Annotated in this window: 7 protein-coding genes and 1 pseudogene; 2 read left to right on the top strand and 6 right to left on the bottom strand. The window is 41.3% G+C overall.

What is annotated here, in order from left to right; translation table 11 throughout:
- Positions 1 to 278: 278 nt before the first annotated feature.
- From RM347_RS29125 to RM347_RS29100, 6 genes are all read right to left on the bottom strand, one after another.
- Positions 279 to 4,625 (bottom strand): amino acid adenylation domain-containing protein, encoded by a 4,347-nt coding sequence (locus RM347_RS29125; RefSeq protein WP_322718791.1) that lies wholly within the window; start codon positions 4,623 to 4,625, stop codon positions 279 to 281.
- The gene (locus RM347_RS29120; protein ID WP_322718793.1) at positions 4,622 to 7,903 is read right to left on the bottom strand and encodes a non-ribosomal peptide synthetase; all 3,282 of its coding nucleotides are present in this window, start codon (positions 7,901 to 7,903) and stop codon (positions 4,622 to 4,624) included. The genes RM347_RS29125 and RM347_RS29120 overlap by 4 nt, the downstream gene beginning before the upstream one ends.
- A 73-nt stretch (positions 7,904 to 7,976) precedes the next feature.
- Positions 7,977 to 9,128 (bottom strand): acyltransferase family protein, encoded by a 1,152-nt coding sequence (locus RM347_RS29115; protein WP_322718794.1) that lies wholly within the window; start codon positions 9,126 to 9,128, stop codon positions 7,977 to 7,979.
- Positions 9,129 to 9,505: 377 nt separating this feature from the next.
- Positions 9,506 to 14,422, bottom strand: coding sequence for an aminotransferase class III-fold pyridoxal phosphate-dependent enzyme (locus tag RM347_RS29110; protein WP_322718795.1), 4,917 nt, complete (start codon positions 14,420 to 14,422; stop codon positions 9,506 to 9,508).
- A gap of 3 nt (positions 14,423 to 14,425) precedes the next feature.
- Complete coding sequence (locus RM347_RS29105; RefSeq protein ID WP_322718796.1) at positions 14,426 to 16,453, bottom strand: non-ribosomal peptide synthetase; 2,028 nt, start codon at positions 16,451 to 16,453, stop codon at positions 14,426 to 14,428.
- 650 nt (positions 16,454 to 17,103) lie between these two features.
- Positions 17,104 to 20,211, bottom strand: a complete 3,108-nt coding sequence (locus RM347_RS29100; protein ID WP_428850630.1) for an esterase-like activity of phytase family protein — start codon at positions 20,209 to 20,211, stop codon at positions 17,104 to 17,106.
- Positions 20,212 to 21,102: 891 nt separating this feature from the next.
- On the opposite strand from RM347_RS29100, the gene RM347_RS29095 reads away from it, so the two are divergent.
- A complete protein-coding gene (locus tag RM347_RS29095; RefSeq protein ID WP_416211901.1) occupies positions 21,103 to 21,393 on the top strand; it encodes a hypothetical protein in 291 nt (96 codons plus the stop codon).
- Positions 21,353 to 21,769: pseudogene (locus RM347_RS29090) on the top strand (IS4 family transposase); the annotation flags it as partial. The gene RM347_RS29095 and the pseudogene RM347_RS29090, both read left to right, overlap by 41 nt.
- Between the last annotated feature and the right edge of the window lie 40 nt (positions 21,770 to 21,809).

The following is a 21,809-nucleotide window of genomic DNA, read 5'->3' as shown; positions in this document are numbered from 1 at the left end:
ACACCATACAGCTTATTGTATAAATCGCGATATTACCTCAGTAAATATACTGAGCAAATCCCAATTTAAGGCTTATGCAAAGGCTTTATTAGCAATCGCATTTACACATATATCAAGCCGCCAGTGGAAGTTATTACCCGCAAATATAAAACAACCCCATCCCGCAAGTGAGATGAGGTTGAGAAGCTATCACTAAAGCACAATTCAGAAAGAACTTTGAGCGGGTAAAAATAGCCTTTATATCTGACTTAAAGACTTAAGTTTTGTACTTCACTGAGTTACTTCTTTCCTATGGTTTCTGCAATAATTTGATCTATGCAAGACTTCATTTTTTCGGACACAGATCGTACATGGGGTTCTTTAAAAATGGAATTATGAATCCCAGAAATATCGTAAATATCCACTCCCCCTAATGCCAATTTACCCCAACCCATTTTGGAATCAGCCTCTCGTTGTCCAACCACAAGACCATCTTCTGTTCGGAATACGGTTACTCGACCTGAGTAAACTTGTAGAGCATATTTTCTGAGCGCTTGTATGGTAGCATGTTCCACCATGTATTTCCGGTTGGAGTAAGGTAAGGGGCGACCGAGAATCAGGTGAAAGTAAAAGACAAACCGCCAGAGTATCTCTTTAATTTGATACTTAAACCGTTCTGTATTTCCTTTTACCTGCTCAATAAGATAGTTAGATGCAATTGCTAAAAGACTCTTCCAATCATGAGAGGCTGGCTTTTGCAATGATATAGATTCAGTATGTTTTGAGCCGTAGGTATCAAATAAAACTAATAAAGCTACTTCTTTACCTTGCATGACCAATTGCCGAGCCATCTCGTAAGCAACTATACCCCCAGAGGAGTATCCACCGATTAAATAAGGCTCACGGGGCTGAATAGTTTGGATTTGTTGAATGTAGTGCGCTGCCATATCTTCAATTCGGGTATAAGGAAGCTGTTTTCCATCTAACCCTTGTGGTTGTAGTCCATAAAATGGTTGATCTGATCCTAAATGCACAGCCAATTCACGGAAACGTAGAACTTCTCCACCCAAACCATGTACACAGAAGAAAGGGGGCTTAGAACCGTTGGGCTGAATAGCTACTAAAGATGACCAAGGAATTGATGTTTCAGATTTGACATCAGCTGTTAGCACCGCCGCAATCCCAGGTTTTGAGCATATTTCTCGCTCAACAATATTAGCTAACTGCTCAATAGTTGGGGCTTGCAAAAGGATAGATAGAGCTAGATTTTTACCCACTATCTTTTCAATCTGAGAAAATAGACGTACTGCCAGCAGTGAGTGTCCACCCAAATCAAAAAAGTTATCTGTTATTCCAATCGGATGAATTCCTAAAACATTTTCCCAGATTTCTGTTAATTGAAGTTGTAATGGATTTTCTGCCGTAGCAAATATTTTTTCTCTTTCAGTATTAGTTGGATTAAGAGCAAGTAAGGCTTTACGATCAACTTGACCATTAGCATTCAACGGCAGAGAATCAACTATGACAAAGGTAGGCAACAAATGCTCAGGTAGCTTTTGCTGGAGAAAACTCAGTAGTTGCTCACTCCCAATCGTCTCGTCTTGTTTGGGGACAAGATAAGCAACTAAATGTTTGTCCTCAGAAACATCTTCTCTGGCAATCACCGCAGCGTTCTGCACGCCTGGATATTGAGCCAAAATTGTCTCAATTTCTGTCAACTCAATCCGAAAACCGCGAATTTTAGCCTGATTATCTCGGCGACCAATAAACTCAATATTGCCGTCACTTAAGTAGCGTCCAAAGTCGCCACTTCTGTAAAGGTATGACCCAGATTCGCTACTAAAGGGATTGGAGATAAATTTCTCAGATGTTAATTCGGGACGGTTGAAGTAGCCTTGTGTAACACCGATACCACTGATGTAGATTTCGCCAGTAACGCCAATTGGCAAGGGTTGCAATCGCTGATCGAGAATGTAGATTTTTGTATTGGCGATCGCTTTTCCTATAGGAATTTCTGATCGATTGTTACTGACTTCAGTGGCAGTTACCGGATCGTAAACCGTGGCGGTTAAAGTCGTTTCTAGCGATCCATAGGCATTAAGCCAACGTACTTGCTTGCCAACTTTTTCTACCCAAGTTAAATAAGCATTACGTGAGACTTTTTCTCCACCAACCATGACTAAGCGCAGGCTGACTGGCAAGGTTTGTGGAGATAGAGATGGCTCTTTAACTAACTGATGCCAAAAATACGTAGATAGATTAACAACGGTAATCTGTTGTTGAGCAATGAATGGGAAAAACTGTGTCGTCGAGTTTTGTAGCTCTTGAGACTGGAGAATTACAGTAGCACCAGCAATCCAAGTAGGGAACAATGATTCTATAAAAGAATTGCAAGTGATACTAGGTGAGAGTAGGAGGCGATCGCTCTGGGTCAATTCCCAAGTGTCACTGATTGCTAGGCTGTGGGTGACAAGATTACGGTGGGTAATGGCTATACCATTGGGTTTTCCATTGCCGCCGGACACATACATCACACAGGCGAGAGTCTGATCTGTGGTATAGTAATCTTGATTTTCTGTTGTGTGTAGTGCGATACCTTCTCTGCGAGACGCTACGCGAACGGTAGGCTTTGCCAACGCTTCCCAATTATTATCCAAACAGATAACTTGTACCTGATGCTCAGAGAACTTCTCAACTAATGAGCTTTGGGTTAACAATAAGCATATTTGGGCATCTTTTAAAATGAAAGACAGACTATCTTGCCCAGATGTCGGAGCTATCGGTACGTAAGTTCCCCCAGCTTTCAAAATACCCAACAGCCCCACAATCATCTCTAGCGAAGGCTCTACATAAAGACCGACGAATATCCCCGATTTTACCCCTAGAGTTTGCAAATAGTTGGCTAATTGATTTGCACGCTGGTTGAGTTCCTGATAAGTTAGTTGCTGATTTTCAAAACTTACTGCAATATGATCTGGAGTTCGTTTAGCTTGAGCCTCAAACCACTGATGGATACAAGTATTTTGCGGATAATCAGCCTGTTTGCCATGCCAATCAACCAATAATTGATGCTGTTCAGGTGCTGTCAACAGAGGTAATTCAGATATCGGCTGATCGGGATTAGCAACAATACCTTCGAGTAAAGTTTTGAAGTGTCCCAACATTCGCTCTATGGTACTGGCATCAAACATCTCGGCATTGTAATCAAATACCATACCTAGACCATTATCCTGTTCCCGCAAGACTAATGTCAGATCGTATTTGGTTTTACCATGATAGATGTAACCAAATAGAGAAGTAATAGTCAAATCAGGTAGTTGCAATGCTCCCATACCACGACCATTTGACCAAGGAGGATTGAGGGAGAACTTTACTTGAAATAAAGGCGAACTGTTCCGACTTTGTTGTTCTGGTCTAAGTTCTTCAATTAGTCTCTCAAATGGTAAGTCTTGATGGGTATAAGCCTCTAAGCAATCCTTACGCACGCGGTCTAACAATTGTCGAAAAGTTGGATTTCCTGCTAAGTTACCCCGCATTACAAGAGTATTAGAGAAAAATCCAATCAGCCGCTCGGTTTCTACTTGTCCCCGACTTGCACTTGCAAAGCTAATCAGTAGGTCTTCTTGTCCAGAATAACGGTAGAGCAATAGCTCAAACACTGTCAGGAGAGTCATAAAGAGGGTAACACCCCATTTTTGACTCAGGTCTGTCAGGGCATGGTTCAGCGTCTTTGATAGCAGCAGGGCAGCGCGATCGCCTCGATATGTCTGCACACCATGAGGACGCGGATGATCGTAAGGTAACTCAATAATTGGTAAATTGCCTTCTAGCTTTTGCTTCCAGTAGTTTACCTGTGACTCTAAAACCTCTCCTTGGAGCCATTGGTATTGCCAATTGGTAAAATCGGCATACTGCACTGGTAAGGGAGTTAAGGGAGAAGCCTTCCCTGCCGATAATGCTTTATAGATAGTAGTGAAGTCTTGATAAAATATATCGGAAGAAGCTCCATCACAAACTATGCAGTGCATATTCCAGATTAGCAGATGCTCGCGATCGCTCAACCGCAGCAGCAGCAACCGCAAAATCGGCCCATTGGCGAGATCAAAGGGTTGATGAGCTTCTTTAGTTGCCAGTAAGAGAGCTTCTGCCTCTCTTTTTTCATCTGGTACTTGCCGCAAATCAATTATTGGCAGCGTCAAAGAAACATCAGTGGCGATGACTTGAGTAGGTTTTCCATTCACTGCTGGAAAAGTTGTCCGCAGGACTTCATGGCGACGGACGACTTCTCTCAAACTTTCCTCTAAGAAAGCAACATTGAGATTCCCCGTAAAACGCACCACAACGGGCATATTATTTGAGGAACTATTAGGTTCAAATTGATGCAGGAACCATATCCGTTGCTGACCAAAGGAAAGCGGCAAGTTGCCATTCCGTTCACAAGCGACAATTGGGGGAATCTGTGAACTGGCAGCTGTAGTAATTTGTCGGAGAAAGTTGATGATTTCGGCTTTTTGAGTTTTTAACTCGGTGAGCAATTCTGGTGTGAGACTGTCTTTTGCTGCCCGATAGCGTAAGCGATCGCCCTCTAGCCAAAGTTTGACATCGCGCTGACGTAGTTCAGAGAGTAGTTCATCTAATGTTTTCATAGCTCACCTTCCTCGTAATCATCAGCTGTTTCACTATCAGCAGCCTGAACTCCTTGGGTGGCCCAACGCAGAGTTTCCACTCGTTCAGCCAATTCTGCCACCGTTGGTAATTCAAATAAATTGGACATGAGAATTTCTACTTGCAAGGCTTGGCGCAGTCGAGAAACCACTTGAATTCCTAGTAGAGAATATCCACCCAGTTCAAAAAAGTTGTCGTAAATCCCAACCTGCCTGACATTTAAAACCTGTGTCCAGATATCTGCAATCTGCTGCTCAATGGCAGTGCGAGGCGCTACATAATTTGCTTCCAGTTCTGGACGGAAAGAATCAGGCTTTGGTAGTGCCCGACGATCAACTTTGCCGTTAGCATTTAGCGGCAAGGCTTCCAGTGCCATAAAAATCTTGGGCACCATATACTCAGGAAGCTGCTGTTTTAAGAATCGACGTAACTCGGAGATTATTTGCGGGTTATCTTGACTAGTTTCTGCTACAAAATAACCAACCAGCACTTTCTCACCAGGAGCATCTTCTCGAACAATTACTACCGCTTCTTTTACTGCCGGATATTGCAAAAGTGCAATTTCAATTTCACCCAATTCTATGCGGAAACCGCTCACTTTTACCTGATTGTCAATCCGACCCAGGTATTCAATCTTTCCATCTGGCAAATAGCGAGCTAAGTCTCCACTTTTATATAAGCGTGATTGGATATCTGAGCTAAAGGGATTGGCAATAAATCTTTCAGCTGTAAGATCCGGGCGATTGAAATATTCTCGTGCTAAACCATCGCCACCAATATACAACTCACCTATGATTCCAATTGGGACGGGTTGTAAATGGGAGTCTAATATATAAATTTGGGTATTAGCAATGGGGCGACCAATAGGAATAGAAGCCCCTGGCTTTAGTGGTGATGTAATGTCATAACAGCAGGTAAAAGTTGTACTTTCTGTCGGACCATAACCATTAATTAGTTTACAGTTTTCTACTGTGTTGATAAATTTCTGGACGTGGGTAACGGATAAAACATCACCACCTGCTAACAGTTGACGTAAGGGTTTTAAAGCATCAATTTTTTCATCGACTATTAGATGGAATAAACCCGCCGTTAGCCATAAAGTTGTCACCTGATATTGCTGAATAAATTGCCCTAATTCGTCTAAAGATGGCGTATGGGGAGGGAATATTATTAGTTTTCCACCATTAAGCAAACAACCCCAAATTTCAAAAGTTGAAGCATCAAAAGAGATAGGGCTAATTTGCAGAAATACTTCTTTGTTAGTGAGGCTTACATAGTTAGTTTCTTTGACTAATCTAACTACACCTTGATGGATAACACTAACACCTTTGGGCTGACCTGTAGAACCAGATGTGTACATTACATAAGCCAAGTTGTCAGCCTTGACATTACTAATTAAGTTCTCTGGCGTTGCTTGGTTGATAGTATCCCAGTCAGTATCTAGACAAATTACACTTGCTGCGTGAGCAGGTAGTTTGTTAATTAACTGTTTTTGGGTCAATAGTAATTTGATCTGAGTGTCTGAAAGCATGAAAGCCAAACGTTCTTGCGGATACCCCGGATCTAGGGGGATGTAAGCTCCACCTGCTTTCAGAATCCCTAAAAGACCTACTACCATTTCTAAGGAGCGATCAACGCAGATCCCCACAAGAACATCTGCACCTACTCCTAATGTTTGCAGGTATTGCGCTAATTGGTTGGCGCGAATATTTAACTCTCGATAAGTAAGTTGTTGTTCTTGAAATACCAACGCCACAGCATTGGGAGTACGTTCTACCTGCTCCTCAAATAACTGATGAATGCATTTATGTTGGGGATAGCCTGTTTGTGTCTGGTTCCATGTTGCTAATAACTGTTGCTCTACTGCTGGTAAAATTGGCAGTTTAGCAATACTTTGATTGGGGTTAGCAACTATACCCAATAACAAAGTTTCAAATTCTGCCATCCGGTGGCGAATAGTGTCAGCGTCAAATAAATTAGTATTGTACTGACATTCCAGGGTCATCTGACCACGTAATTCTGTAGCATTGATGAACAGTTCAAAATTCTCGAAGGAACGGGGGTTAGAGAAAAATTCTACTTCTAACCCAGTGAAGGGGAGTTTATCACTGTCTAAACCCTGATCAATATTGAATGTAATGGGAACTAAGGGAATACGGCTCGAATCCCGTGCCAAAACTAATTTTTTGACCAGACTACCAAAGGTAAATTGTTGATGATCGTAAGCATCTAATACAGCCGATCGCCGCGATCGCAAATAGTCGCTGAAAGATTTTTCGCCATCAATCTGGCTACGCAATGGTAATAAATTTACACAGTGACCTACAAGATTATACTGCCCCAAAGCAGCTTGTCCGGCGGCTGGAATCCCAACAACCAAGTCGTTTTGTCCCGTCAGACGGTGCAGCCAAACCTCAAATCCTCCCAGGATAGTAGTCATAAAGCTACAACCTAGTTTTGTGCCTAGTTGTTTGAGGTTGGCAACTAGTTCGGGACTTAAATGCCAATCTTCACGCGCGGCGTTAAAGGTTCTGAGTGGTGGACGGGGGCGATCGCTGGGGAAATCTACAACAGGTACAGAGTCAGCAAATTGTTCCAACCAATATTTTTCTGTGGCGATCGCTTCTGGGCTATCCGCCTCTTCTTCCTGCAAAATCGCATATTCACTTAAATTGTCTGGTTCTTCTAATTCAGGAACAATACCCTGTTGCAAGCCAGAATAAAGTTTACCCAAATCTGGCATCAGCACTGCCCAAGACCAACCATCACAAATAATATGATGTGCTGTCAAAGTAGCTAGATGCTCCTGCGGCTGCAATTTGACAATTTTTGCCCGAAATAGCGGCCCATGTTCCAAATCAAAAGGTTGTTCTACCTCTTGTCGCAAGATACTAGCTAATTTTTCCTGTTTTTCCCGTGGTTCTGAGCTGGAAAGATCAATAATAGGGATTTCAATTTGCCCAGAAGCAACAATGCAGAGTGTATTGCCATCGGTGCTAAAAGTTGTTCGGAGTGCTTCATGACGTTGTACTAACTTTTCCACCGCAGACTGGAAAACTTTGACATCAAGTTCGCCTTTTAGCCGCAAAGATTGGGACTCGTTGTAAGCACAATTGGCAGCATCCCCCATTTGTACAGAAGCCCAGATTTCTTTTTGTGATTCTGTGGCAGGGGCGGTTAGAAGTAATTCTCCATCTGCAAATGGATCGAAATCAACCGCAGTTAAACTGGATTGGTAATCTACAGGTAATAAGCTCATAAAATTCTCTTATTTTCTCAGTTTATTCTAAGTAAAATTTAATTTTTACTTGTCAAAATATTGGCATTTAAATTCATTGTTTAGCCAAGATTGTAGACTTTAAATAATTACGCATTGGAACCTCTACAAATCTATATGTCAATGATGCAGCCAATATGATAATCATAAGAAATACTCCTAGAGATGTCAAGGCTTCATATTCTGTGAATCCTTTACCAAAAGCATGGTGAAATTTATAAATCCATAATGTTTTTAACAATTCTTGAACAAACCAATGAACCATGTAAATCGAGTAAGATATATTCCCGAAATACAGCATTAACCGTGAATTTAAAATTTTTGATATTACACTATTATTGTTTATAGATACAGCTAAAATTAGGAGAGAAAAAGCTGGCAAAATGAGCCAATCATGAAGACTACGCCAATAAGTCCAGTAGTAATTCATAATCAAAATTATCCAAATTACAGCTATGATTGCTAGTAAGTTAAGATTAAAATAATTTCTATAATTACCTCTGCGATAGATTTTATAGGTTATAATGCCGAGTATGCACTCTAGCCCGCACCTAGCTATGGAAGGTATGCCAATAATACTATCTAGATTTCCACGGGAAAAAGCGATTAGTAGTAATATACTGAAGAGAGCAAAAACATAAATCTTTAAATCATTTTTCTGCTTATTTCGTAATAATAAAAATAAGAGAAATGGAAATATGCAATAAACAACAAACTCTACACTAATTGACCAAGCTGGCTCATTCCAATAAGTATCACACCAAAATAAAGGTGGGCAATTTAAGTCGAATGCTTGAAGAAGGAAAATATTAGCAAAAAGGGCGGTTAAGTTAAATTTACCAGTAAAAGCAGAATTATCTAGTAAAAATATTTTTAAAGTTTCTAATCCGATAAATAGAGATAAAATAAATACATGTAAAGGATAAATTCTGGCAAAACGTGAAAATAAATATGATCGATATTTAGTTGAATTAACTTTTAATGAAAAATCTTCAATATAAACGTGGGTCATGATAAAACCACTCAGAATGAAGAAAAAATCAACCCATAAATATCCATTACGAAAAAAATTGCTATATGCTGATAAAGTTGAACCAGTTTTAGGTAAAGTGTAATATGAAAAATGATGTACAACAACAACCAAAGCTGCAATACCACGCAGAGCGGTGAGCGAATTGATTTGGTTATACATTGATATTTTTGGCATTGAATTATCTCAAGAATATAAACAGTTAGATATTTTTAGGATAATATTGATGGTTTCATAGGATGTTTGAAATAAAAGTATGCTAAACATTGTTCACCAGATTATGGTTTTGCTGGGCATTACCCACGCTATTTATCAAAATCATTTTGCTATATCAAATCTGTCAAAAGTTTAGCTTTTAATTTCTACTATGATCTGATTAAGACTTACTTGAACCAGGTTTAATTACATTATCAGTTAATATAAAAGCCCTAATCGATGAGTATTTAATATTTGCAAAAACAGTTAATTTTTGGTGTTGCTGAATTGGAGTAAGAATTGACATTTTTTGATATGGCTTCATACTTTCAATCAGCAACGCCAAATTTTTAAAGCACTTAGGAAACACTTGCAACTTGTAAATACTTCCCAGGCCGCTCGGTATCGGGGATATACCAGGCGGGGTTGCCTTGGGGATCTCGTCCTAATTTGGCATTAGGTTGCGGAGGACGATTACGTAGGCTGTTATTGGTAACTTCGCTGTTTGTTACTTCTATGGGCGGTGCAGACAAAAAGCCAGCAGACTGCATTTCGGCAATACTTTCTTTAAAGGCTGCCATTACAAAAGCTAAATCGGCTTCGGAATGGGCTGTCGTCAAGAAGCAAGGACGGTGATCCCAAGTATGCACTCCCTTATCCCGCAGTAAATAAAATAGTAAGTCTCCATAAGGAAACTCTGGTGCAGATTTCACCATAAACAGGGAGCCGAAGTTATAAGCTGTAAACGGAGCCTGAACTTTCTGGAAATAGCCCATAAGTTCCGCTACAAACTTATCGGTTCTTGCATTGAGATTTTGCTGCAAGCTGGGGCCACTCTGTTTTAAATGTTGAAGTACTGCTTTGGCGGCTGCTAGTGCTAAAGGATGGCGGACAAAAGTGCCGGCAAAGTAAGTCACGCCAACTTCTGGAACTGAGTCATCCCCAAACTGCCAAAATCCACCATCTAAAGCATCCATATATTGCGATTTTCCAGCAATGACTCCAATCGGTAGTCCACCGCCCACAATCTTGCCGTAGGTTGCTATATCAGCTTTGATACCAAAATGTGCCTGAGCGCCACCTGGATGAATTCTAAATCCGGTAACGATTTCATCAAAAATTAGAGCAATACCAGCTTCTTCCGTGAAATCACGCAATTGCTGAAGGAATTCCTTGGGCTGGTATTCAGGGCGACGGCTTTGCACAGATTCAACCATCACTGCTGCTAATTCATCAGCCCGACTTCTAAGAATTTCTAGAGACTCAGGTGAATCGTAGTCCACCACCAAAATGTTCTCTACCATTTCAGGTGGGATACCAGGAGCAGCAGGAATTGACCGGAGTTTTTTTGTCCCCCGAACAATTACTTCATCCAAAATACCGTGATAAGCTCCCGAAAAGATGGCGATTAAATTACGCCCTGTGATGGTGCGTGCCATCCGCATCGCTCCCAAAACCGCTTCCGAACCTGTGTTGCAAAAGGCTGCTCGGTCAAAGTTGGTCAACTCACACATCAGCTTTGCCACTTCTCCAACTAAGGGAGTCTGCGGCCCAATTTCCATGCCTAGTTTCAGTTGCGCTTCAATTGCTTCGGTAATGAAAGGTGGCGACCAACCAAACAAATTCAAACCAAAGCCATTGCTTAAATCGACATATTCATTACCATCAAGATCCCAAAGTTTAGAACCCGATGAACGAGACGCTACGATGGGATAAACCATCTCTTTCATCGTCGGATTAAAACCAGAAACAGTTCTTGGATCTGCCAGATAAGGGCGATGGGATTGAGTATATTCTTTGGATTTTTTAGTCCGTTGTGTGTATCTTTGAATAATTTTGTCTAGATGAGTGCGTTGTTGCGTTGTCAGAGTTTTAGTCTGGGTTTTTTCAATTCGAGCAGCCGCACCAAATGCCTTTTTAGCGCCATTTGATTCCGTGTCTACCGATGCAGGTGATTCTTTGCTCGTTTGAGTCGCTGGGATAGATACGGCATTTTGTGGCTTGACACCATTATTTTGAGGTGTCGCTGCAGGTACAATTGGGATTGTTACAGGTTGACTGTTGTTACTCAATAGTGCCAATTGCTGACTCATGATTTGTAGCTGCTGATTAATCACATTTTCGAAGAAACTGGATGCAGCAGGTTGGGGAGAAATCTGAGGTGCAGATCCATTTGTATGAACTTCATGCACTACCAAAGTGGGTGATGTGGTTGCAGGTGCTGGTAATGGTACTTCTGGAATGGATTCTGCAACGGTTTCTGTTAATCCTAATGCGGATAAAGTTTCGGGAGACAAGGCTGGATTGATAAAGTCAGCCAGTGTTTCTAAATTGGGGTAAATTTCTAATAACTGCCGAAGTGTTACCTTTACTTGAAATTTTTTCTTTAACGCTAGCCCCACTTGAGTCAGTGATAAAGAATCTAATCCCATTTCTAAAAATGTTGTCGAATCGTCAACACTAGCGATTTCCAATCCTGACGTTTCTTCAATAATTTCTTTTAGCAGAGGAATAAGCTTTTGCTGAGGAGATTTTGTCATATCTTGGGTTTTTTCTAAATGGGGATTTGAAGGTTTGGGAGTTGCTGCGCGATTGGGATGAGGTAAAGGATCAATCCAGAAGCGTTGGCGTTCAAAGGGATAGGTAGGCAGAGGAATTCGTTGTCGCGTTTCCCTTTGATAGAAGTTGCTCCAGTCAATAGATACTCCTGCTAGCCACAGTTGTCCTACTGCCTTGAGTAATGCTGTCCATTCGGCTTCGTTCTCGGCGTTATCACTCAGAGAAGCGATCGCTATCTGTTGTTTAATATCTTTTGCTTGTTGGCGGGCTAGGGTCGTAGTTGTGATTCGCGGCCCAACTTCTAACAGTACGCGTTCTGGTTGCTGCCATAAGGTTTGTATGCCCTGTGCAAATCGCACAGTCTGACGTAGATGTGTAGCCCAATACATCGGATCAGTTGCTTGCTGGGCTGTAATCCAGTCGGCGGTAACTGTGGAAACAAAGGGAATTTGAGGAGGTGATAATTTAACTTTCCTAACTACCTCAGCAAAGGGGGCTATAATTCCATCCATCATTGGGGAATGGAAAGCATGGGAAGTGTGTAAATGGCGACAGACAACTTCTTCGCTTTCTAGTTGTTTTTGCAGAGCCGCGATCGCCTCTATGGGGCCAGAAACTACACACAGGGAAGGGCCGTTAATTGCTGCGATCGCTAGTTCTGCACTCAATCGCGGCTCTACTTCTTTGGCTGGTAAGCGCACTGAGAGCATAGCCCCTTTTGGTAACTCCCACGTGAAGCGACCGCGAGTTGTAACCAACATCAGCGCATCTTCTAAGGTAAATACACCCGCAACACAGGCGGCGACAAATTCACCAATACTGTGACCAATCATGGCTTGGGGCTTGACTCCCCAACTTTGCCACAGTTGCGCTAAAGCGTATTCAATGACGAATAATGCTGGTTGGGTAAAGCAGGTTTGCCGTAGGGAGATAGCCGCAGTTTCGCGATCGCTTGGCGCGGGATATATAATTTTTCGTAAATCACCGCCCAGTAATGGTTTAAGGATTTCTGCACATTCATCTACTACCTCCTGAAACACAGGTTCGCGGTTGTAGAGATTCAGTCCCATATCCACATATTGCGACCCTTGTCCGGGGAACATGAAGGCAACGGCTGGATTACGGATTTCTGTATGGCGGGTATTTACTTGATTGGGATCTAAAGATTGTAACGCTGCGATCGCATCTGTGATGTCGTGACAAACTACACTACGTCGATAATTTAAGGCTTTGCGCCCTCGCTGTAGGGTATAAGCTACATCGGCTAAGTTAATTTCAGCATTGTACTGAAGATGTTGCTGTAAATTTGCTGTTGCAGCTTCTAAGGCTGTGCTAGTTTTTGCCGAGAGCAACAATAGCTGCTGTGGACGAGAAGATCCAGAATTTTGAATTTGTGGCGCTTCTTCCAGCACAATATGAGCATTAGTCCCACCGACACCAAAAGAACTTACACCGGCTCGTCGCGGAGTTTCACCTTCTGACCATTCAGCTAGTTTGGTATTTACATAGAAGGGGCTGTTGGCAAAGTCAATCTTGGGGTTGGGAGCCTCAAAATTTAAGCTAGGTGGAATCTTTTTATAATACAGGGCAAGAACGGTTTTAATTAATCCTGCTACCCCAGCAGCCGCAACTAAATGTCCGACATTGCTTTTCAGAGAGCCGATCGCACAAAATTGTTTGGCATCTGTATGTACACGAAATGCTTGCGTCAGCGCTTCGATTTCAATGGGGTCGCCTAAAGGTGTAGCTGTACCGTGAGCTTCAATATAAGAGATGGTTTCTGGGTGGAAGTTGGCATAAGCTTGCGCCATTGCAACGGCTTCTGCTTGTCCGTCTACGCTGGGAGCTGTAAAGCTTACTTTATCAGCACCATCATTATTAATACCTGAACCACGAATTACAGCATAGATGCGATCGCCTTCATTGAGTGCATCTTCTAAACGTTTGAGGACAACTATTCCTGCACCATTGTTGAACATTGTGCCCTGAGCGCTGGCATCAAAGGGACGACAATGACCATCTCCAGACAGCATACTGCCTTCTTGAGCCATATAACCGCTATTTTGAGGTGTAGTCATAGATACACCACCAGCTAAAGCCATATCGCACTGATAGCTGCTTAAGGCTTGGCAAGCTTGAATAATTGCTACTAAAGAAGTAGAGCAAGCTGTATTAACACTGACAGCCGGACCCTTGAGGTTGAGCTTGTAAGCAGCACGGGTGGTTAAAAAGTCTTTTTCATTTGCTAACATGGTCTGGAACTCGCCGATGCGATCGACAATTTCCATGCGTCCAGAAATATGGTTGGCAAAATAAGTATTTTGACCACAACCAGCGTATAAACCAATCAAACCATCGAAAGATTCTGATTCATAACCAGCATTTTCTAGAGCTTCATAAACCAACTCTAGAAAAACTCTGGCTTGTGGGTCCATAACCACAGCTTCCATTGGATTAATGCCAAAGAAGGCTGCATCAAAAGTTTCTCCCCCAGGAATGATTCCTCTAGCTTTTACATAACTGGGATCTTTGCAAAGGTTCGGGTCAATGCTGGGATCTAATTCCTCATCTTGAAAAAAAGTCGTTGACTCTAATCCCTCACACAGATTGCGCCAAAACTCATCGACATTGCCAGCGCCAGGAAATCTTCCTACCATGCCGATAATGGCAACACCATCAATAGGATCTTGATTATCTGAGGTTTGCATATTTACCATTGCTTAAACACCTTGTTGATGATTACGGCGACGAGCTTGAGCTGCTTGTTGGCGTTGAGCGCGATTTTGCAGCTTGTCATGAGACGGTTGGCTGTTCTGGTTTGAATCTAAATATTTTGCTAAAGAGCCAATCGTTGAATACTGAAATAGCTTCACAGCAGGTAGTTCAATACCAAGTTCCTGTTTGACTCGTGCAGCAACTTGTAGAATTGAGATTGAAGTTCCTCCCAAATCAAAGAAATTATCATCAATCCCAACGCGATCGATTTTGAGCAGTTCGGATAAAATACCTGCAAGCAAACGTTCTAAATCAGTTTGGGGAGCAATGTACGCTTGTTCGAGTTGCGGACGTTCTCTACTTGGTGCTGGCAATTTATGTCTATCTACTTTGCCATTTGCGGTTAGAGGCAATGATTCTAACATCACAAACGCTGATGGCACCATGTAATGAGGTAGTTGCTGCTGTAAAAAACTACGTAAATTATTGTGTGTATATCTACTGTTATAGTGAGGAACAATATAAGCAGTCAACTGCTTTTCACCTGTTTCATCCTGACGAGCTAAAACAACAATTTCCCGAACATCAGGATGTTGTGCAATCTCCCGCTCAATTTCCCCTAGTTCAATTCGGAAACCGCGAATTTTTACCTGATTGTCAATCCGACCTAAGAACTCGATATTACCATCTGGAAGATAACGAGCTAAATCTCCAGTTTTGTAAAGGCGCGTTGCTAAATTGCTATCAAAAGAGTGATAAATAAATTTTTCAGCAGTCAATTCGGGGCGATTCAAATACCCTCTAGCTAATCCATCTCCAGCAATGTACAATTCGCCAACTTCTCCAATTGCTACTGCTTGGAAGTTGCTATCTAATATATAAACTTGGGTATTAGCAATTGGGCGACCAATAGGAATAGAGACATCTGGTTGCAGTGGCGCTGTGATCGTATAGCAGCAGGTAAAAGTTGTATTTTCAGTTGGGCCATAACCATTAATTAGCTGACAGTTCTCTACTGTTTGGAGAAATTTTTGAACATGGGGAACAGATAAGACATCACCACCTGCTAAAAGTTGACGCAAGGATTTTAAAGCATCAATTTTTTCATCCACTATCAGATGGAATAAGCCGGCTGTCAGCCAAAGAGTAGTAACTTGGTATTGCTGAATAATCTGCCCTAATTCTTCTAAAGATGGTGTATGAGGAGGGTAAATTATTAGTCGCCCACCGTTAAGTAAGCAACCCCAAATTTCAAAAGTTGAAGCGTCGAAGGAAATAGGAGCCAGTTGCAGAATTACTTCTTCAGCCGTGAGGTGAGCATAATTAGTTTCTTTGACTAACCTAACTACACCACGATGGATAACGCTAACACCTTTGGGTGTACCTGTAGAACCTGAGGTATACATGACATAAGCCAAGTTATCGCCAGTGAAGCTAGTGCTTAGGTTCTCTTTTTTATTTTTGGTGATTCCATTCCAATCTGAATCTAGGCAAATTACAAATGCTGTATGAGTAGGTAATTTGCCAACCAGTTCTTTTTGAGTTAATAGTACTGATACCTGAGTATCTGAGAGCATGAAAGCTAAACGTTCTTGTGGATACCCTGGATCTAGTGGTACATAAGCTCCACCTGCTTTGAGGATAGCTAAAAGTGCTACAACCATTTCTAAGGAGCGCTCTATGAAGATTCCTACAAGAATTTCTGTTCCTACCCCTAGTAATTGCAGATGTCGTGCTAGTTGATTAGCACGACTATTCAAATCTCTATAAGTGAGATGCTGATTATTAAAGATTAGTGCTATAGCATCAGGTGTTTTCTCTACTTGTGCTTCAAATAACTGATGAATACACGCTTGCCGAGGATAATCAGTTTGAGTATAATTCAACTCTACCATTAGGTATTTTTCGGATTCTTTCAAAATAGGTAATATTAAATCATCTTGTTCTAAATTATTTTCTAATAATGAGGTTTGATGCTCAGTTACCAGCAATTCATTTTGATTGTGAGCCAATGAATCAGTTATTTTTTCCATATTCAATTTCAAAAAAATTTGCAAAATACGTGTTTTTTAACTAGTGCTGAATTTTAAAATCAACACATTTATTAATATTTTTCTTTTGATTTATAGTGACATTGTTAGTCTTGAAATTATATTGAGAAACTAACTCAACAAGAAATTATGCCGTAATCCTACAATGTTTGTATGAAATGGCACTGACTTTAAGATTTAGTTATCTCATTCTGACCTATTTCGTCAAAATCGTAGTTATTTTTACTTCATCTTCATTGAAAATTAAAACTTTAGAGATGATTTGCAATGGGAGTATTAACTGTACGTTCGCTCATCTTGAGAGGATAAGAAGAATTAATGTCTTGAGGGGTAAGGAACACAGCGATTTTAACAGCCAATAAGTAATATGATTATCTGTGAGCTTGGATAGAACCAGTTGCTCAAAGCAAATTGTTTCACCAAGGTGGATTTTGTGCAGCTTCAGAAAGAATTGGTATAAGCAATAAAAACTCTTCCTTCGCAGGTAGCAGGATATGACCAACGAAACGACAATAGGGTGAGCATTACAATGCTCACCCCAGAATAAGGAACTATTTGCTGTAGTCTACGTAATTGATAACCGCTGTTTCAACTGGATAGTTATTTCAGCCGTGCTGTACTAGGTGAATGGACTAAGCCAGGACGCTAGCAGAGAAAACGAACTCATTTGCAGTCAGGCTGGTTGATGTAATGCCCAGCAACGAGGCCAACTCTGTATTTCCGGTTTTCACGATAGTATCACTACCCTGTTGCAACAGTGTTAAGGCACTAAATTGAGTAACACCAATACCACCCAGCCCGATTTTATCAATGCCGATTGTAAAATCAGTCACAATGTTCTTGCTAGTTGGCAGACTGGCGTTAGCAATCCAGAATTGGTTAGTACCAGCAGCACCACTCAAGCGATTACCGCCCTGTTGACCAGCAAATAGCACATCATCACCATCGCCACCAAACAGCGAATCATTGACACTGGAGAAAAGTTTATCATCCCCAGAACCACCATAGAGACGGTTATTGCTACCTTCACTCTTGAGGGTGTCATTGCCTGAGCCACCAAATAATGATTGATGCGAACCTTCAACTATTGTGAGAGTATCAGTACCTGCGCCTCCAAACAAATTATTACTACCATTAGCTTCGACTACTGTAAGTTGGTCATCACCATTGCCACCATCGGCACTAGTGTTTTTAGCAGGGCCATTTTGACCAACAAAGATATTATCATCACCATCCCCTGCGGATACTGAAGAGTTACTGCCAACCAGCACCGTGTCTTCACCGTTTCCAGTCTGGATTGTGTTACCCGTAGTAGCTTCTACAAAGTCTGCTCCGTCACCTGTAAATAGGGTTTGATTTGGCTGAACGGTAATATCATCGCTGGTAGTGGAGCCAAAATTAATTTCTTCAGCTTGAGGTTGACCTAAACCGGGAGCAAGGTTAAGAGGCTTCTCTAACTTCAGTTCTAGAATCTCATTGTTGTCTATGACTGGATTTTGAGGATCCTTCCCCGGACGACCTGTTGAGAAGGGATAGTTGTTGTCATTAGCTACCAAAATGGTGTTTTTGTCAACAACTAGAACATTTTCAATGGTTTGGAATGGGAAGTCGAAGGTGGTCTTACCGTCCCCATTCAGGTCGTTGGGGTCTTGGATGTTTAACAAGTCTGCAACTTCTTCTTTAGCTACATAGCCATTAGAATCTGTCTTAGACAAGTCTATTTTGTAGATTCTCTTAAATTTAGCCGCAGAACCTTGATTGTTATCCCGTTCAATGACTAGGTACTCATTGTCATTAATGACTGCCAAATCCCCGATCGCATTTGACGGATTATCCAATCTGTAGTAAAGCTTTTTGTCAGTGTACTCGTGGCTGGCTAAATCGAATTCGTTAATCCGCAAAGCAGCGGGAGTATCACCTTGAACCGTACCTTCTAGTAGGAAATAAAGCTTGGTTTTGCTGGCGTTGATTGCTCCACCTTCAAAACCTTTCGAGCCACCCAAGTTAGCAAAGGCATCTCCTGAAAGGACATCAGGATTTTGTGGCGATCGCACTACATTATACTCGGGATCATCTTTGAGTTGATCCCGTACTTGATCCCCAATATCTGGAAAATCTGTAAATAGCGCATCTACGCCTAATTGATAGAACTGCTGAATTTCTAGTGCTAGCTTACCTTTGTAATCTGCTGCTAAGTATTGATCTTCCGCCCGGAAGGTGTAAGGATGAACCTGCAACCCTGCATTGTGAGCATCTTGAATTAAGGTAGAGGGAGGTAATGTAGTCTTATCAGCATCATTGACTGCTCCATCTCCATTGACATCATCGGCTTTGCCATCGCCATTCGCATCAGTACCTTTGACGCTAACAATCATCCGCTTCCAAGGGCCAATGCCATCAGCATAGGTGGCAATCTCAGCCAAACCTTCTGGAGTCCGCAAGTCGCCATAAGTGCGAGTATCACCACTCACCTTTAAGTCATAAGGCTGACTTTCTATGATCTTACCGTTAATATCAATGTCTTTTGCATCTAGCAATTGGACTAGTGGAATATCCACTCCCGCCGCAGGCATGATAACATCATGCAGTTCTTTGAGGTTACTCACTTCAAAGGACTGGATAAAGATACGACTGGGGTCAGTGAAGTTATTTGCCTTGAGGGTATCAATTAATAACTGACTGATGTTTCTGTTAACTTTGTCCGTAGTGCCTACATAAGTGGCTTCATCGGCCAAATAGGTTGGATGTTTAGTTTCAGGGTAGATGCCAATCTTTTTACCTGTCTCGGCTTCTACTTGCTTAACCAAATTGATGATTTCCGTGAGGGTAGGAATTTCAAATTGATCGTCAAAGGAGTGGTCGCGGAAAGGTAGACGCTCTTCTGCCCGTAAAGTCTTGATTTCAGCTAAAGTGAAGTCTTCAGCAAACCAACCTGTGATTGTGTTTCCATCTAAGCTTACTGTTTTTTTGCGATCGGCAAACTCTGGATGTTTGTAAACATCTGTGGTTGTATTGTTGAAATTGACAGTGCCATCAGCGTTCAAAACTGCTAAAGCAGGCTCATGGCGAGCAATTAGTACACCATCTTTTGTCACAACTAAGTCAGGCTCAATAAAGTCAGCACCTCGCTCAATTGCTTGCTTATAAGACTCTAAGGTGTGTTCTGGACGATAGCCACTTGCACCTCTGTGACCTATAACTTTAGGTGCTTCTCCATCTAAAGTTTTGAAATGGTCAGGTGTAGCAATGGGAGCCTCTAATAACTTACCAGTGGCATCAAAATGCAGCAGGTAAGGGCCAAACTCGTCTCCAATCCAAATTGTACCGTCTTTATCAAAGACGAATGACTCTACATCAAAGTCTGCACCAGTTAGTAATCTGTCATTAGTTCCTTCGTTAACAATTCCAAAAGGAACTTTGTGGTTAGGGTCAGACAGTTGAATGTAGTCTAAAACTTTAACGCTGCCGTCTCCATTTTCTGTTCCCTTAAAATTCGGGTCTAGACGATTGATCCGCAATAGAAAGTCTTCACTATTGTCTTTGCTACCGTAACCATTGTCTGACAGGAAGTAGAAAGAGTTACTGTTAGCAAATTGGACACCACTGAAGCCCTGTATTGGCTGTCCTGGGAAAGGTCCCGTTCTGCCGTTGGCGGAAATTTCCTTACCAGAAGCTGGCCCATCACCATAGGTATCAGCGGGTAATGAAGCAAAACCTACTAATTCAATTGCCATAATCAGAATGTTTTTTGGATATTTGATTTTCGCTTTATCGCCAGCTATACAAGTTCTCTAATTGCATTAGTTGTACGAAACAAACAATTGTTTTTTTTACGCTAAAAATCGGAGCTACGGGTAAAGTTCAGGGTCACAAGCATATAGTTGGAATAAGTCCGTTAAGTCCGATTTCACCATTAACACCGAGAATACATTTACAAAAAACGTATTTTCCCAGAGTTATCGAAAGATTGAGTAATGATAATGCTATGTCAACTACTAATCTGTGTTAGTGGCTAAGGGTGTATAACACTTTCATTCTAAGTTTAAGAGGATGTTTTAAAAGTCAAAATGATGTATACTAAAAACCTCTTAAAATATCTCTAATGCAATGAAAGAGGCTTTGAAAACCTCATTCCCTATAAGGATATGAGGTCTAGAGGGTTAGGTTCTGAGGTTTTTGGTATTTCATACATACTTTTAAAAAATCCTCTAAGTTTTTTGATAGTAGTTACAAGAGAACTTAGCTAGCCTTAAAGATGTTTTCATTAGAAGATTAAGAAAAGAATAAATTAAACGAAAGAAACGATTAAAATCCACTTAGATAAAAAGTAATATTTATTAAAATATATAAAGCTCAATTTTAAAAAATATATTTTAAATATTTATGCTTTAGTCTGCAAACTATTTTTGAAATGTTTTAAAAAATAAAAGTTGAATTTTTGCAGTTGAAATTGGCTAGCGATCGCATAAAATTTCCTCTCACTCGCAATGGCATTAGCCATTTGCAAAAATCTTTGCAACAAATAAATCGACTGTAGGGGCGTACAGCTATCATTGGTGTCAACTTAAGCAAGAAGTAACCATAAGATGTATCACTAAGAACATCAATCAAGATGTTCTTAGTGATACATCATGAGTACAAAATGTCCAGCGCGAAAAGGAAACCCGGATCTGCGGCAGCAAAAGCATCTACCAGCACTGCCGATAGAGGAAATCGACAAACAACTATATTCATTGCTCTCACCAGGCAACTTCAAGCCACTCAAGTTGTGTGAAGGCAAAGACAAGAAAAAATTGCGTAGGCGCAGCCCGCCGCAGGCATCGCGAATATTAACATTGCCAGTAATGATCGCGATTGTTGTGAGTTTAGTTTATCGTCAGATTACTCGACCCGCAAATTTTATCTGCACAACAAGTCTGTGAACTATACCGCAGGCGTTGGCGTGTGGAAGATGCTTTTCTGCTCACAAAAAGGCTTTTAGGTTTAGCTTATATCTGGGTAGGCGATACAAATGGCGTACAAATCCAAATTCTGGCTACTTGGATTTTTTATGCTGTTCTTAACCAATTGTGTATCGATGTAGCGATCGCTCTCAACCAACCTTTAGACCGAATTTCTACAGAAATGGTATTTTGTGCTTTATACCATTTTTCACAAGCTGTTCTCCGTGGTGATGCATCTGAGGCTGTTCCTTATCTTGTCGAACATCAAAAGCTGTTTGGATTAATCAAAACCAGGCGTAAGCGCCATCGAGAGATTGACGCTTACACCCAACAAATTTGGGCTTTATCTTCTTAAGTTGACACCAATGTACAGCTATACGCCCCTACCAAAAACC

This window comes from Nostoc sp. ChiQUE02 (assembly GCF_034531305.2).
Lineage (GTDB): Bacteria > Cyanobacteriota > Cyanobacteriia > Cyanobacteriales > Nostocaceae > Nostoc.
The sequence above is the reverse complement of the archived record's forward strand: the minus strand, read 5'-3'. Positions and strand labels throughout refer to the sequence as shown.

Excerpts from the sequence above, each read along its gene's own strand:
- RM347_RS29125 (WP_322718791.1), bottom strand. The coding sequence starts at position 4,625 with ATGAAAACATTAGATGAACTACTCTCTGAACTACGTCAGCGCGATGTC.
- RM347_RS29120 (WP_322718793.1), bottom strand. The coding sequence starts at position 7,903 with ATGAGCTTATTACCTGTAGATTACCAATCCAGTTTAACTGCGGTTGAT.
- RM347_RS29115 (WP_322718794.1), bottom strand. The coding sequence starts at position 9,128 with ATGCCAAAAATATCAATGTATAACCAAATCAATTCGCTCACCGCTCTG.
- RM347_RS29110 (WP_322718795.1), bottom strand. The coding sequence starts at position 14,422 with ATGGTAAATATGCAAACCTCAGATAATCAAGATCCTATTGATGGTGTT.
- RM347_RS29105 (WP_322718796.1), bottom strand. The coding sequence starts at position 16,453 with ATGGAAAAAATAACTGATTCATTGGCTCACAATCAAAATGAATTGCTG.
- RM347_RS29095 (WP_416211901.1), top strand. The coding sequence starts at position 21,103 with ATGAGTACAAAATGTCCAGCGCGAAAAGGAAACCCGGATCTGCGGCAG.